The following is a 12,737-nucleotide window of genomic DNA, read 5'->3' as shown; positions in this document are numbered from 1 at the left end:
ATTTACTCATAAATCTTTTCCCACGTTATCTTAAATGCTTGTTTCCAAAGAATCACCAGGCCAACAATAGCAACCACTAAATAAAGATAGATGCCATAAGTGTACAAGGTACTTAAGTAGTGAAGTCCGGCAAGTAATCCAACAATCAGCATTAAGCCGAAGATGATGATACCCGTGCCGTTTTGATTGAACTCATCAAAGGATTGTGAAAACGGGATGGATTTCTTTAGAAGCATAAAGCAGACCACCGCGTAAATGCATGCATGTAGAAATACGACGATCAAATCCGGCAAAATCCTAGTCCCAAATAGGAAAACAAATAGGATACTCAGAAGCAAGTAAATTGGCAAATAGAGGTTAACAATAAATGACTTAACCGTCCCACTAAACATAGGTGCAAGCTTTTCCAATGGGGCTGCTTTATAAATCCAAGCCCCCTTATATTTTCCTGAGAATTTAAGAACAATCATAATCGTAGGAATGATGATTAAACTAAAATAAATCGATAGATAGGAATTGCTATTCGCTAAATTTTCGAAATCAGAACGAAATACACCGAAGATAAAGATTAAAGGAATGACAACCGAAAATCCTAATGATGGATAGACCCTCAGTTTAAACTCGCGTTCATTTTTCATCATCAACGCGGCAAATCGGAAAAATGCTTGTTCTTCTTTCGAACGGCAAATCACCTTCACAAGAGCTTGGCGAAGCTTACCATTCCTTTGTTGTTTCGCTTTCCCATGATAAGAAAGTTTTTGAAGATTTTGTTCGAAAGCAGGTGTTAGCTTTATATAGATCCAAATGGCTAGGATTGGCATAAGCAGCCCCAAAACTGAAAACATAATCGTAGCTGGCTCAAAGTTCTGTTTCAGCAGCAAATCCGTATTTGCTCCATACCATATTGGGAAGACAAACACCTGCCACCACTCGAGTTTTAAAGTGACGGTTAGGTTTAAGAGTTCAAAGGAACGGCCAAGTAACTGATAACCAATCATGATGGCCAGGGACAATCCAATTTGAACGTAATTAATAATGTCCTTCAGCTTTTCCCCGTCAAAGAAACGTAAAATGAGGAAATAAATAAGGGCCGTAAACACAACAATCAACAAAGCTAGTAAAATGATATTGATAACAGTAACAATGAAAAACAAAATTCCCTTCGTAAAGAGTCCCACAATCAAAGGAATTCCTACCAGTGCAATCGTCAAGTAAGATAAGTAAATGATGACATGCATGAGCTTCGCCATACTAATCGTTCTACGGTCAACCGGCTTTGGGTATAAAATAGTTCGATCACGAATATCAAGCAGGACTGATGAAAAGTCCGAAATCAAAGATGTCATGATAAAGAACGTAAATATCCCATAAACAAAGCTCATTTGAAAGAGATAACTGTCGCCCATAAGAATCATCGGAATAAAAATCAAGCCAAATAATACGTATAGCCATAATGACTTTATATATTGATTAGTAGGTTCTTTGTCTTTCTTCTTGGCATTTTGGGAGAATATCGTCGGCACACGCCGTCCATCCATCGTAAGCTTTACTTGTAGGATTTTTCTCATCACCTTGTAATCGACACCAAGGCTTGCAAAAACTTTCTCTAACCGGTCTAATAGTTTCAGTGTGACATAGTCCTGCATCTTCACATCTCCCCTACAACGGAGACAAATCTTTCCCCAATATCTTTATGTTCACTAAACCCGGTTAGTTCGTTGAATATCTGCTCCAGTGACCCTTCCTTATTCGACTGTTTCAACTCATCAAAAGTACCATCTGCTGCGATTTTCCCGTCATGCAAAAGAATGATGCGGCTGCTTATTTTTTCAACGACATCCATGATGTGAGAGGAATAAAAAATGGTTTTCCCCTGGGATGCAAGCTGGGTCATAATTTCTTTGAAGATCATCACACTGTTTGCGTCTAAACCATTGATGGGTTCATCGAAAAACAAGATTTCCGGATTATGTAAAAGGCTCGAAATAATTAGTACTTTTTGCCGCATTCCTTTTGAATAAGAAGCGATTCGAGAATGATAAACCTCACCAATGCCAAACAGCTCCATTAACCTTTTGGCCTTATAATCAGCAAGCTCAAAATCAAGACCATATAATTCACCGATAAACGTCAAATACTCATGTCCGGTTAAATTATCGTAGAGTTCCGCGATTTCTGGTACATAACCGATATTCTTTTTATAGTCAATGTTGTCCATTGAAATATCCTGACCAAAGATTTCCACTTCACCGGCGTAGTCACTTTCAATGCCTAGCAGGATCTTGATGGTGGTACTTTTCCCAGCTCCATTGGGCCCGATATAACCAATGATTTCCCCTCTTTTCACTTCAAGAGATACACCATTTAATACCGTCTTTGCGCCATAATTTTTTCTCAAATCCTTAATTGATAATAGGACTTCTTGCATTGTTTTACCCCCATTTCACTCATGGTGCACTAACAGTGGCCTCCTGAAAGTGCCATCCATTTATTTCGTTATTTCGATTATTTCTTCTATTGAACTACCATTTACAAGCTCATATTCTTGGCCACGGATGTTAAGCATTCCATCATTTGAGATGATTATGTTAAGAGAATCCATTGATTTGACATCATGGATGATATCTAATTGGTACATTTTCTGATTATGATCCATGTCTTTAAACAGGGTTCTCTTTACTTCCCAATCACGAATTGCAGAAAGTACTTCATCATACTGCTCATCATCCTGCTTTAGAATGCCCATGCTGTTTTCCCCATCCTCCCAAATGGTCATCCCTTGTACAACTTCCTCCAGATTATCAGAGCTTGTGATAAAAGCATCCACAAAATTTCTTGTTTTGAATTCAGGATAAAAAATAAAAATAGCTGCTAAAAGCAAAAACCCTATTAAGAGTAAAATTAGTTTTTTCATGCTTTTTTCCTCCCTTTATCCATGAAACTTTATAAACTTTCATACCTTACTTACGTTTCTATTTACCAAAAGTTTCAAAAATAACAATATTATCCAATTAGAAAAGTTTTTTCTTAAACTAGGCGTCAATCTGTTATATATCAGATGCATTAGTAATATATTGTTATATATCAAATAAAAGGAGTGTTAAAATGATTACGGAAAATGAACGACAAAATATGATGCAATTCCTAATTAGATACTTCGGTGTGGATCCAAGCCAAATAGTCAATCTTAGCGATTATATGCTAGAGGCGACTTATGATTTTGCCTACAGAAGAACTGAAATGGAATGTGACTTTTAACCAAAAATTTAAAGGAGTCGATTCAAAAATAATTGAACCGACTCCTTTATGAATGAGGTCATGAGTGTATGTATATAATCCGGATAGAACTGCCTTACTTAATTTTGAATTTATTTATCTGTTCATTCAACTTGATTGCCAATTGATCTAATTCTTTCGCAGAATTGGCTATACTTTCAGTGGATGCTAGCTGTTCCTGCCCTGTTGCGGAAATTTCTTGTGTGCTAGCTGCAAAGTCTGTTGCTTGTGATGTTAAATCCTGAATTTGACCAGATACAGTTTTGGAATTCCCGTTAACTGTTCCCATAGCTACTGCTGTTTGCTTTAAACCGTCTACGATTCCTTCATACATACTTTTTATCTTATTAAAAGCTTGTTCCGTGATTTTTAATCCATTTCTTTGTTCATCTACTAATTTACTTGAATGTTCTATATTCGTGACAGCTAAGTCTGTCATAACGGAAGTCTTTTCAATAATGGCTGTTATTTCTCTTGCTGAACTTGAACTTTCCTCAGCCAGTTTTCTTATCTCATCTGCTACTACGGCAAATCCTTTACCAGCATCACCCGCTCTCGCTGCTTCGATAGAGGCATTTAAGGCAAGTAGGTTCGTTTGACCGGCAATGGAAGTAATAATCCCAACAAACCCCGTAACGTGATCGATCATTCCTTTTAGTTCATTTATGGAACGATTCACTTCACTGGATACAAGAAGGGTTTCATCCATCTTACTCGTCTGCATATCCACACTTGTTTGACCTTCATTGATGGATTCCAGCGATTGATAAGCTTGTTCTGCACTTTCAGAGGTTTTTGTAGCAACCTCATCTATTAGTGAAACCACATCTGATAACATCGTGCTAATGCCGCTCATTGTCTCTGCTTGTTGAGCGTTACCCGCCGCCATTTGGTCTATAGTCGTTACTACTTGAGTGATGGCGGTCACATTTTCACCTGTATTTTTAGTAAGGTTGTCCGATTGATTCGTCACAGTTAAAGACACCATTTGTAATTCCGATGCTATGACCTTTAATTTTTTTCTAGTTTCATATAAAGCTCTTGCCATATCGCCTGTTTGATCTTTTATATTGATTAATTCTTCTAATTCATCATCTGCATCGGCCAAATTCAAATCCGCTGTTTTTTCCGCAAACTCGGTCACTTTCACTATCGGCTTTTCGATTGATTTTCCTAAAATGTAAGATAAAACTACACCAATGATTAATGAAATAATCAACCCCCACAGAACTGGTGTGGGAATCATAAATCCCGATTGCACTTGTTGTACAGCAGCTTGACTAGAATCAGTTGCAGCTGCTTCACTGCCGCTGCTTCTCATAACCAACGATGCAGCTACGTTGATAACTGCTACCAATACCGAATTTAATAATGATAAGAGGATAATCTTTGTAGAAATTTTTTTCATTTGATTTTGCCACCTATAAGATTTTTTGTTTAACTTCATTCAACAAATAGATTTTGTATTAACTGTCTTAACTCGATTTTAATTATTAAGGATGTACCTTAAAAAAACCTTAAAAGTTAGAAGATTAAAACTCCTCTGCAAGTACAATTGAAATGGATTACCACTTAAAAAAAGGCATTAATCCCGGTTTGGATTAACGCCTTTGTTCATATATTAAAGTTCCACTGTTTTCGCCTTCGCTTTAGTAGAAAAAACACTTACAGGCTTCTTCCAGAACATTGTTAAAACGATACCTAGTACAAGAATTATCGTCGCAAAATAGTATGGGTAGTTAATATCTACATCAAATAACATCCCCCCTATTATTGGCCCACTGATATTCGCCAGACTTGTAAACATCGAGTTCATGCCACCAACGAAGCCTTGTTCGTTCCCAGCTATATTCGATAGATAGGATGTCACAGCAGGTCGGAACAAATCAAATCCCACAAAAACAATAAATGTAACAAGTAAAATAGAGAAATACGAGTGTACAACGGTCATTAAAAAGACAAGGACTGCCGACAATATCAAGCTGTATCGAATCAGTTTGATTTCTCCCCATATGCGCGTAAGTCGATCAAATAGTATCACTTGTGCAACTGCTCCAAATATTGCTCCCCCTGTAATTACTATCGCAATATCAGAAGGTTTAAACGCAAACTTATGATCGACAAATAAACTAAAGAACGACTCAAAAGCCGCCAAACCAAATGAAGCAATAAAAATTAAGATAAACGCGATCAGATATTTTGGAGCCGTAATACGTTGGATGCCCACCTTACCATCTTCGTCCTGTTCAAAAGTTTCTTCTATACGATTAGGTTCTCTTAATAGTAGAACTGAAAGTAATCCTGCAATGATACCAAGACCACCTGCGAAGAAGAATGGAATTCGAGTCCCAAATTCCGCAAGAAATCCTCCAATGCCTGGCCCGATAATAAATCCGGTACTAATGGCCGCTGACATATACCCCAGTGCCTTGGCGCGATTATCTAAATTTGTAATATCCGCAATAAAAGCTGTAACAGCTGGCATAATGAATCCTGCACTTATACCACCTAAAATACGTGAGATAAATAATACTTCGATTTCTTTTCCGAGCCCGAATAATAATTCGGAAATACCGAAAATAAACAAACCAATAACAATCATAATTTTTCTGCCGAATTTATCTGCAGCTTTCCCTGCAAACGGCGAGATAATCAATTGGGCAATGGCAAATGCAGCCGTTAAATAACCAACGACTGTTCCCGTTATGCCTAACTCGGTCATCAATGTAGGTAAAACTGGAATTACTAAGCCAATCCCCAAAAAGGCAATGAATAAATTCATCAATAATAATCCCAAGGTAATTTTCTGTGTCTTCATTTATTTCATTCTCCTTAACAAAGCAAAGCAAACTCGCTTTGTTTGTTTATTTACAAGTCTTATCCTATTGTATATAGTAACTATATAGTCAAGGGTGGTGTTGTAAAAATTGAGTAAAAAAGAAGGCAAATATTTAACAACAGGTGAATTTGCGAAGCTTTGTAAGGTGAACAAACAAACCCTCTTTTATTATGATCAAATCGGGCTTTTAACTCCTTTATTGAAAAAGGATAACGGGTATCGATACTATTCGATTAACCAACTAGAATTATTTTTTGTTATTGATTTATTAAAGGATCTTGGGATGTCGCTTAACGATATCCAACAATATATGCAGCATAAATCGCCTGAAAGATTTTTGTCGTTAATGTATCAACAAAAAGAAGAGATTGTGAAAAAACGTCAAGAGATTCAAGCGAAGGAAAAAATGATTGAGGCGAAAATAGCATTAATGGAAGAAGCTTCCACGCTAGCTTTCAATGAGATTACCCTAGAGCAATTACCAGAAGCAACATTGTATTTGAGTAGAAAATTCCAAAATATATCGGATGAAGAATTTGTAGAAGTCATTTCAGATTTTATCGAAGAATTGAATGTAGCTCATCTTGATTCAGGATACCCTATTGGGAGTATTACGGAACGCGAGCAAGTCATACAGGGTAAATACTCCAACTATAGCTACTTATACATTGAGCAACCCAATCCAAAGGAAGGACATCCCTACTTTAAAGCAGTAAAGGGAGATTTTCTCATTGGCTATCATATTGGGGATGAAAAAACCATTCCCAATACCTATATGCGATTTTTTTCAGAAATGGAAAAGTTAAACCTGACCTTGGGAGATTATGTTTTTGAAGAGTATATTTATGACACCGTTGTAAAGAACCATACGGAGGAATACGTAACCAAAATCATGATGCAAGTCAAAAAGAAATAGCGTGACTCCTCTGGGTCAACACACTGTTAGTATTAAAGCGATTGCACTAACTATGCAATCGCTCCATACTAACTAATTTAATCATTCCCCTATTTTACTAGACGTATAAATCTCTTTTTGCCAATTTGCAGTACTTCTCCGTTCATGAGAACACGGTCTAAATCATCTGCAGTTATTTTTTCTTTATTGAGCTGGACACCATTTTGTTTCATCAACCGCAAAAATTCACTTTTGCTATTTACGAGCCCTTTTTCAACAAGTTGAGGAATAATATCTTGAACCGTCTCCGCTCCAAGTTCAATTAATAATTCCGGAATATCTTCAGGAATTCCTTTATTACTAAAAGCAGCTTTAAAATAGGCAATCGCTCTTTTCGTTTCCTCTTCTCCACAGTATAAATTTGTAATAATTTCGGCCAATTTTAATTTTACGTCTCTTGGGTTTGTGCCTTGTTTCATAAGAGCTTTGATTTTCTCAATTTCTTCTGGGTGTTCATCCGTCGCTAACTCAAAGTATTTTATGATTAGGTGATCCGGTACTTCCATCACCTTTTTAAACATACGCTCTGCCGACTCATTTACCCCAATGTAATTCCCAAGACTTTTGCTCATTTTTTCAACACCATCAAGACCTTCCAGTAAAGGCATAAAAATGGCTACCTGCTTTTCTAATTCCCAATGCTTTTGTAGTGTTCGCCCCATTAATACATTAAAGGTTTGATCCGTACCCCCTAATTCGATATCCGCCTTAATCTCTACTGAATCGTATGCTTGCATAAGTGGGTAGAAAAATTCATGAATACCGATTGGCACTTGATTGTTGTAGCGTTTCTGGAAATCATCACGTTCCAAGATTCTTGCAACTGAAGTAGTTGCCGCTAATTTAATCACTTCCTCAAATGTTAGTTTGGAGAGCCATTCACTGTTAAACCGTACAATTGTTTTTTCCGCATCTAAGACTTTGAAAATTTGTTCACAGTATGTTTTCGCATTTGCTTGAACTTGGTCATCACTTAAAGCCACACGTCCCTTTGCCTTTCCGGTCGGATCCCCAATACGCCCTGTAAAATCACCGATGATAATCACGACATGATGGCCTAAATCTTGCATTTGTTTTATTTTTCTTAAGACAACCGCATGCCCCAAATGGATATCCGGAGCAGATGGATCCAGCCCTAATTTAATCGTTAAAGGCTTTTGGGACTTATAGGATTTTTCTAGTTTTGCTAGTAATTCTTCTTGGTCTACAATTGTTTGCGCACCCTTCATAATGATTTTTAGCTGTTCTTCAGGTTTTACCAACATACTAACATCTCCTTGGAATATTATTTCTAATATGGCAAGCTCTATAAGAAGAAAGGGATAAAAAAAAACGCCCTTTTGGCTTAGCCAAAAGGACGATTCATCTCGTGTTACCACCTTTAATTTATAAGTAATTCACATTACTTACCTTTGAAAGTACAGTCATTTGACGATACTTTTAGCACATGATGACGGGTGCCCAACCGGTGTAGCCTACTAAGGAATCCTATTCGGTACACAGCTCCAAGATGTATTCACAATCGTTCAACATGCACCTCTCATCAACCGGTAACTTTCTGTTTGTTTACATGATTGCTACTCTTTCTTATCATAGCCTTTGTTCTTATACTCCGAAATGCGTTAAACAAATCTTCGTTATGCAGATATTAATTGATATTTATTTTATCTCTAAATTAAATTTTGTCAATATTAAATTATTTATAAAATTAGACCATAACGAAAAGATTAAATTGATTAACTCCACTCCCCCTTTTCTTAATGGGTAGCTCAACGAAAAAAGAGACCGTCCATTTGTGACAGCCCCCTTTTTACTCGTATAAAAAAATATTAGTACCTTGGTTACCCACCTAGTTTTGCGAGCAAGTCTCCAAAATAAAACTATGAGAATACCGCAATTTTACGTGCAATTGATTCTGTTAAACGGGATGCTACTTTCGGAACCGCCCATTTAATAATAGGAGTTAACATCGCACCTGATAATCCACCTGCATGAACTTCCACTGTACATGTCATTGTTGTATGACCATTCGCCTCTTGTGCAGTAAAATGCCCGCTTCCTGTAAAGTTATCAGATAAGCCTTTTAGTTCGAATTTAATATTGGCAGGTTCATTCCATTCGGTAATATCTACCTGTGCGCGTATTGTTTTTTTAATCCCTTTCACATTACCTTCAAATGTCCAAATAGATTGTGTTTCACTAATGATTTCATGTTCTTTGTAGGCTGGTACTGCTGTTGCCCATTTTTCAAGATCACTGACATAATCCCAAACTGCTTGTACATCTGTTGGAATTTCTACTGTATGTGTTCCTGTTGCCATAATGATCCCCACTTCCGCTACGTATGATTTGTAAATTCACATTTCTACAAGTAATTATTACATAAAAAGCATAAAGTTACATCATTATTTTACAGTCATTTCCTCTTCTAATAACTTGTTTTTAAAGAGTACAAGATTCTATAATTCCTCGAAATTTTACCCAATAACAAAAGACACCCTCTAATCCAAGGGTGCCTCTCCATTTAACGCTTAAATTTATATCAATTCTAACTAGTTATTCTGCTTCGCCGACAACTGTAAAACGTTCATTTATATGCTGTGGATTTTCAATTTCGTCCAATACTGCAATGGCATAGTCTGCATAGCTAATATAGCTTTCACCTTTTGAATTCACCAAAAGATTGTCTTTTCCAGACTGATAGGCACCCGTTCTTTTTCCCTCAGCATCAAACATCGCAGAAGGGCTAATAAATGTCCATGTAATATTAGAAGTCTTCTGTAATTCTTGTAAATTACGTCCTTGTCCTTTAGCAGTCGGGACAAATATAGCTGGAAAATCAGGTGTTTCCATTACTGTAAGTGTTTTGTTTTCGTCAACATAAAGACTTCCTGCTCCCCCTACAATAATAGCTCTTGTATTCGTATCTTTTAGTGCCTCGATTAAAGAATGACCCGCATCTACGTGTACTTGCTCTTCGCCAAGAGGCGCTCCGAAGGCATTAACCACAATATCAAATTCTTTTATATCATCTGTTTTAAGCTCAAATATCGTTTTTTCAATAATGGATACGTTTTTATCCTCAAGTTTTGCAGCATCCCTTACAATAGCTGTTACTTCATGTCCACGATTAACCGCTTCTTTCAAAATAAGACTTCCTGCTTTACCACTTGCTCCAATAATAGCAATTTTCATTTAATACTCCTCCTAACAGTTTAATTGTAACCAAAACAGTTACCTGTAACTATAATAGTTACAATTAAATTATTTGTCAATAAACACTTTGGTCATCTTTTTATTTATTAATTTTGAACGGATGATTTAGCATGAATATACTTGTAATAAAAGTAATTACAGGTGTATTATGAGGTTACCTCTAGTTATGAAAGGTGAGAAAGATGTCAATTAGCAGTCGATTTTCAGTAGGCATTCATCTATTAGCTCTTATCGAGATAAACAAAAATGGAGTCAGCACTTCAGAGTTTTTAGCAGGAAGCGTCAATACAAATCCTGCGGTAATCAGAAAAATTATGGGCATGCTGAAAAATGCCGGATTGGTAATCGTTAGACCTGGAGTTGCAGGAGCTGAACTTGCAAAGGAATTATCGGATATTACATTGTTTGATGTTTATAAGGCAGTGAATGTTGTACAGGAAAACGAGTTGTTTGCTTTACACGATAATCCCAATCCTGAATGTCCCGTAGGCAAGAACATCCAAAATACAATTGAACCCATATTCACATCAGCCCAATTAGCAATGGAGAAAGTCTTAAGCAGCCTTACTTTAGAAGATGTGGTGAAGGATATAGCTAGTAAAGAAAATATCTGTTAAAAAAAAGACATTCCAAATGAATGTCTTTCAGATTGTCGACAAAAGGCCTTCAGAATGGTCACATTCTGGAAGCCTTTTGTATTTTTTGAGATTCTTTTGGGTATTTTTTAGTCCGATTTTAGTCAAAAGTACTCTTCGAGTATTATAATTTAGACCATTTCTGGAGCTTGCCATGTCCAATTGGCAAGCTTCTTTAAATTCATGGCAGCAAAAGTAAGCATCGCCTGCATGGACAATTTTTTAATCCCTCGTAGGGTTGTCCAGCGCATACCATGCTTCTCTTTCGCATCCGCAAAGACACGTTCAATCGTCTCTTTACGTCTCGCATATATTTGTTTGGTCTCGTTTTGATGACGAAGATGATCCGCTTCCTCTACATATTCTGCCCAAATATGACGCTCAATGATTTTCCGGTGATCTTTACTATTCGTACATTGAGTAAGCAAAGGACAGGTTGCACATTGAGAAGGGTTTGATTTGTACTGGCGTTTACCTTCTTTAGTGGTAGTCGAATATTTAAGAACTTGCCCTTCCGGACAAAGGTAGCAATCATAGTACTCGTCATATACATAATCGTGTTTCCGTAAAAATCCATCCTTCGTTTTTGGACGTGTATAAGGGAGTGCAGGTTGAATCTCTTGGTCAAATAAGAATTTAGTAATCGCAGGAGTTTTATAAGCAGCATCGGCAGCAACAGCAAGTGGCTTCTTCACTTTATCCATAATCTTTTCAACAAGTGGCTGAAGCATATGACTATCATGAACATTCCCAGGTGTCACAATCGATCCAAGTATAAATCCATACCGATCAGCTGCAGCATGGAATGAATAAGCAAACTGTTTGGTTCTTTCATCTTTTACATAGTATCCACTTTCAGGATCTGTCGTACTTTGCTTAATTTCCTTCACTTCTTCTTTTTCAAATTTATCAGGTGGAAATGGCTTCTTCCCGTGATCGATACGATCTTGATTCAATTCTTCTTGAAGTTTGGCTTCATATGCACGAGTCTCTTTACGGACAATCTTCTTTTCGAATTTACGTTTATTCGCACTGGCTTTTACATGAGTTGAATCGATGAAGACATGGTCAGCACTTAGTAATCCCTTATCTGCAATTTCTTTAAGAATACGATAGAAAATCTGTTCAAAGATATCAGTATCTTGGAATCGACGTTCATAATTTTTACCGAAGGTAGAAAAGTGCGGGATTTCTGAATGAAAGCCAAACCCTAAAAACCAGCGATATGCCATATTGGTTTCAATTTCTTTTATTGTCTGACGCATTGAACGAATTCCAAATACATATTGCACAAATGTCATTTTAATTAATACAACTGGATCTACACTAGGTCTACCTAGGGTAGAATACAGTGGTTCTACCAGTGGATAGATGAAAGAAAAATCAATAGCTGACTCAAGCTTTCTGACAAGATGATTCTGTGGTACAAGTTGTTCAATTGTAATCATCTCAATTTGATCCCGTTCATTTATTTGATTTTTCGACATCATATCCAATCACCTCAACCTATATTTAGAAACTAGTTGATTGTAGTGTAGGCGGTGACTCCTGCGGGACAAGCGTGACGGCCGATACCCCGCAGGAGCACAGCGACGAGGAGGATTGGGCCACGCCCGCGGAAAGCTTCCGCCGAAACGGAAATCAACTAACTCTATTTTCAAAAGCAATTATCTAATCTATATTTTATAAGAAAAAAGACTGTAGGCAAACTCGAAAATTCGAGTTTGTCTACAGTCTGAAAGACATTCCAAATGAATGTCTTTTTACTTTGTTGTTAAATAATTTTTGGATTAACCCACTCTTTAGTTTAAGAAAT

General features: G+C 36.9%; 12 protein-coding genes and 1 other annotated feature. Of the genes, 3 read left to right on the top strand and 9 right to left on the bottom strand.

The features are described from left to right. Positions 1-2 precede the first annotated feature (2 nt). Genes C1N55_RS02570 through C1N55_RS02560 form a run of 3 tightly spaced genes read right to left on the bottom strand, consistent with a single transcriptional unit; the run spans position 3 to position 2,914 of the window. Positions 3-1,646 (bottom strand): hypothetical protein, encoded by a 1,644-nt coding sequence (locus tag C1N55_RS02570; protein WP_137727346.1) that lies wholly within the window; start codon positions 1,644-1,646, stop codon positions 3-5. Positions 1,647-1,648: 2 nt separating this feature from the next. Then, entirely contained in the window at positions 1,649-2,428 is a 780-nt protein-coding gene (locus C1N55_RS02565) for an ABC transporter ATP-binding protein (protein ID WP_137727345.1), read from the bottom strand. 60 nt (positions 2,429-2,488) lie between these two features. After that, on the bottom strand, positions 2,489-2,914 hold the full coding sequence (locus C1N55_RS02560) for a hypothetical protein (protein ID WP_137727344.1): 426 nt from the start codon (positions 2,912-2,914) through the stop codon (positions 2,489-2,491). Positions 2,915-3,105: 191 nt separating this feature from the next. Here C1N55_RS02560 and C1N55_RS20435 point away from each other — a divergent pair, with 191 nt between their 5' ends. After that, complete coding sequence (locus C1N55_RS20435; RefSeq protein ID WP_168193785.1) at positions 3,106-3,258, top strand: hypothetical protein; 153 nt, start codon at positions 3,106-3,108, stop codon at positions 3,256-3,258. 94 nt (positions 3,259-3,352) lie between these two features. Here the strand turns inward: C1N55_RS20435 and C1N55_RS02555 are convergent, their stop codons facing one another. After that, complete coding sequence (locus C1N55_RS02555) at positions 3,353-4,684, bottom strand: methyl-accepting chemotaxis protein (protein WP_137727343.1); 1,332 nt, start codon at positions 4,682-4,684, stop codon at positions 3,353-3,355. Between the two features lie 213 nt (positions 4,685-4,897). Then, positions 4,898-6,094: a multidrug efflux MFS transporter NorA gene (norA, locus tag C1N55_RS02550; protein WP_137727342.1), complete on the bottom strand. Its 1,197-nt coding sequence runs from the start codon at positions 6,092-6,094 to the stop codon at positions 4,898-4,900. Between the two features lie 109 nt (positions 6,095-6,203). Between norA and C1N55_RS02545 the strand changes: the two genes are divergently transcribed. Then, positions 6,204-7,031, top strand: a complete 828-nt coding sequence (locus C1N55_RS02545; protein WP_137727341.1) for a MerR family transcriptional regulator — start codon at positions 6,204-6,206, stop codon at positions 7,029-7,031. 89 nt (positions 7,032-7,120) lie between these two features. Here C1N55_RS02545 and tyrS read toward each other — a convergent pair whose 3' ends face one another. The 3 genes from tyrS to C1N55_RS02530 form a co-directional block, all read right to left on the bottom strand. Further along, on the bottom strand, positions 7,121-8,335 hold the full coding sequence (tyrS, locus tag C1N55_RS02540) for a tyrosine--tRNA ligase (RefSeq protein WP_137727340.1): 1,215 nt from the start codon (positions 8,333-8,335) through the stop codon (positions 7,121-7,123). 85 nt (positions 8,336-8,420) lie between these two features. Continuing rightward, positions 8,421-8,673 (bottom strand) — a binding site (T-box leader). 277 nt (positions 8,674-8,950) lie between these two features. Further along, a complete protein-coding gene (locus C1N55_RS02535; protein WP_137727339.1) occupies positions 8,951-9,391 on the bottom strand; it encodes an SRPBCC family protein in 441 nt (146 codons plus the stop codon). Between the two features lie 235 nt (positions 9,392-9,626). After that, positions 9,627-10,265, bottom strand: coding sequence for an NAD(P)-dependent oxidoreductase (locus C1N55_RS02530; RefSeq protein WP_137727338.1), 639 nt, complete (start codon positions 10,263-10,265; stop codon positions 9,627-9,629). A gap of 203 nt (positions 10,266-10,468) precedes the next feature. On the opposite strand from C1N55_RS02530, the gene C1N55_RS02525 reads away from it, so the two are divergent. Next, a complete protein-coding gene (locus tag C1N55_RS02525; protein WP_137727337.1) occupies positions 10,469-10,903 on the top strand; it encodes an Rrf2 family transcriptional regulator in 435 nt (144 codons plus the stop codon). Between the two features lie 149 nt (positions 10,904-11,052). Here the strand turns inward: C1N55_RS02525 and C1N55_RS02520 are convergent, their stop codons facing one another. Beyond that, positions 11,053-12,411, bottom strand: coding sequence for an IS1182 family transposase (locus tag C1N55_RS02520; protein ID WP_137727085.1), 1,359 nt, complete (start codon positions 12,409-12,411; stop codon positions 11,053-11,055). Positions 12,412-12,737 lie beyond the last annotated feature (326 nt).

Origin of the sequence: Lysinibacillus sp. SGAir0095, from assembly GCF_005491425.1 — a bacterium.
GTDB lineage: Bacteria > Bacillota > Bacilli > Bacillales_A > Planococcaceae > Ureibacillus.
This window is presented reverse-complemented; position numbering and strand designations above follow the sequence as displayed.

Excerpts from the sequence above, each read along its gene's own strand:
- C1N55_RS02570 (WP_137727346.1), bottom strand. The coding sequence starts at position 1,646 with ATGCAGGACTATGTCACACTGAAACTATTAGACCGGTTAGAGAAAGTT.
- C1N55_RS02565 (WP_137727345.1), bottom strand. The coding sequence starts at position 2,428 with ATGCAAGAAGTCCTATTATCAATTAAGGATTTGAGAAAAAATTATGGC.
- C1N55_RS02560 (WP_137727344.1), bottom strand. The coding sequence starts at position 2,914 with ATGAAAAAACTAATTTTACTCTTAATAGGGTTTTTGCTTTTAGCAGCT.
- C1N55_RS20435 (WP_168193785.1), top strand. The coding sequence starts at position 3,106 with ATGATTACGGAAAATGAACGACAAAATATGATGCAATTCCTAATTAGA.
- C1N55_RS02555 (WP_137727343.1), bottom strand. The coding sequence starts at position 4,684 with ATGAAAAAAATTTCTACAAAGATTATCCTCTTATCATTATTAAATTCG.
- norA (WP_137727342.1), bottom strand. The coding sequence starts at position 6,094 with ATGAAGACACAGAAAATTACCTTGGGATTATTATTGATGAATTTATTC.
- tyrS (WP_137727340.1), bottom strand. The coding sequence starts at position 8,335 with ATGTTGGTAAAACCTGAAGAACAGCTAAAAATCATTATGAAGGGTGCG.
- C1N55_RS02535 (WP_137727339.1), bottom strand. The coding sequence starts at position 9,391 with ATGGCAACAGGAACACATACAGTAGAAATTCCAACAGATGTACAAGCA.
- C1N55_RS02530 (WP_137727338.1), bottom strand. The coding sequence starts at position 10,265 with ATGAAAATTGCTATTATTGGAGCAAGTGGTAAAGCAGGAAGTCTTATT.
- C1N55_RS02525 (WP_137727337.1), top strand. The coding sequence starts at position 10,469 with ATGTCAATTAGCAGTCGATTTTCAGTAGGCATTCATCTATTAGCTCTT.
- C1N55_RS02520 (WP_137727085.1), bottom strand. The coding sequence starts at position 12,411 with ATGATGTCGAAAAATCAAATAAATGAACGGGATCAAATTGAGATGATT.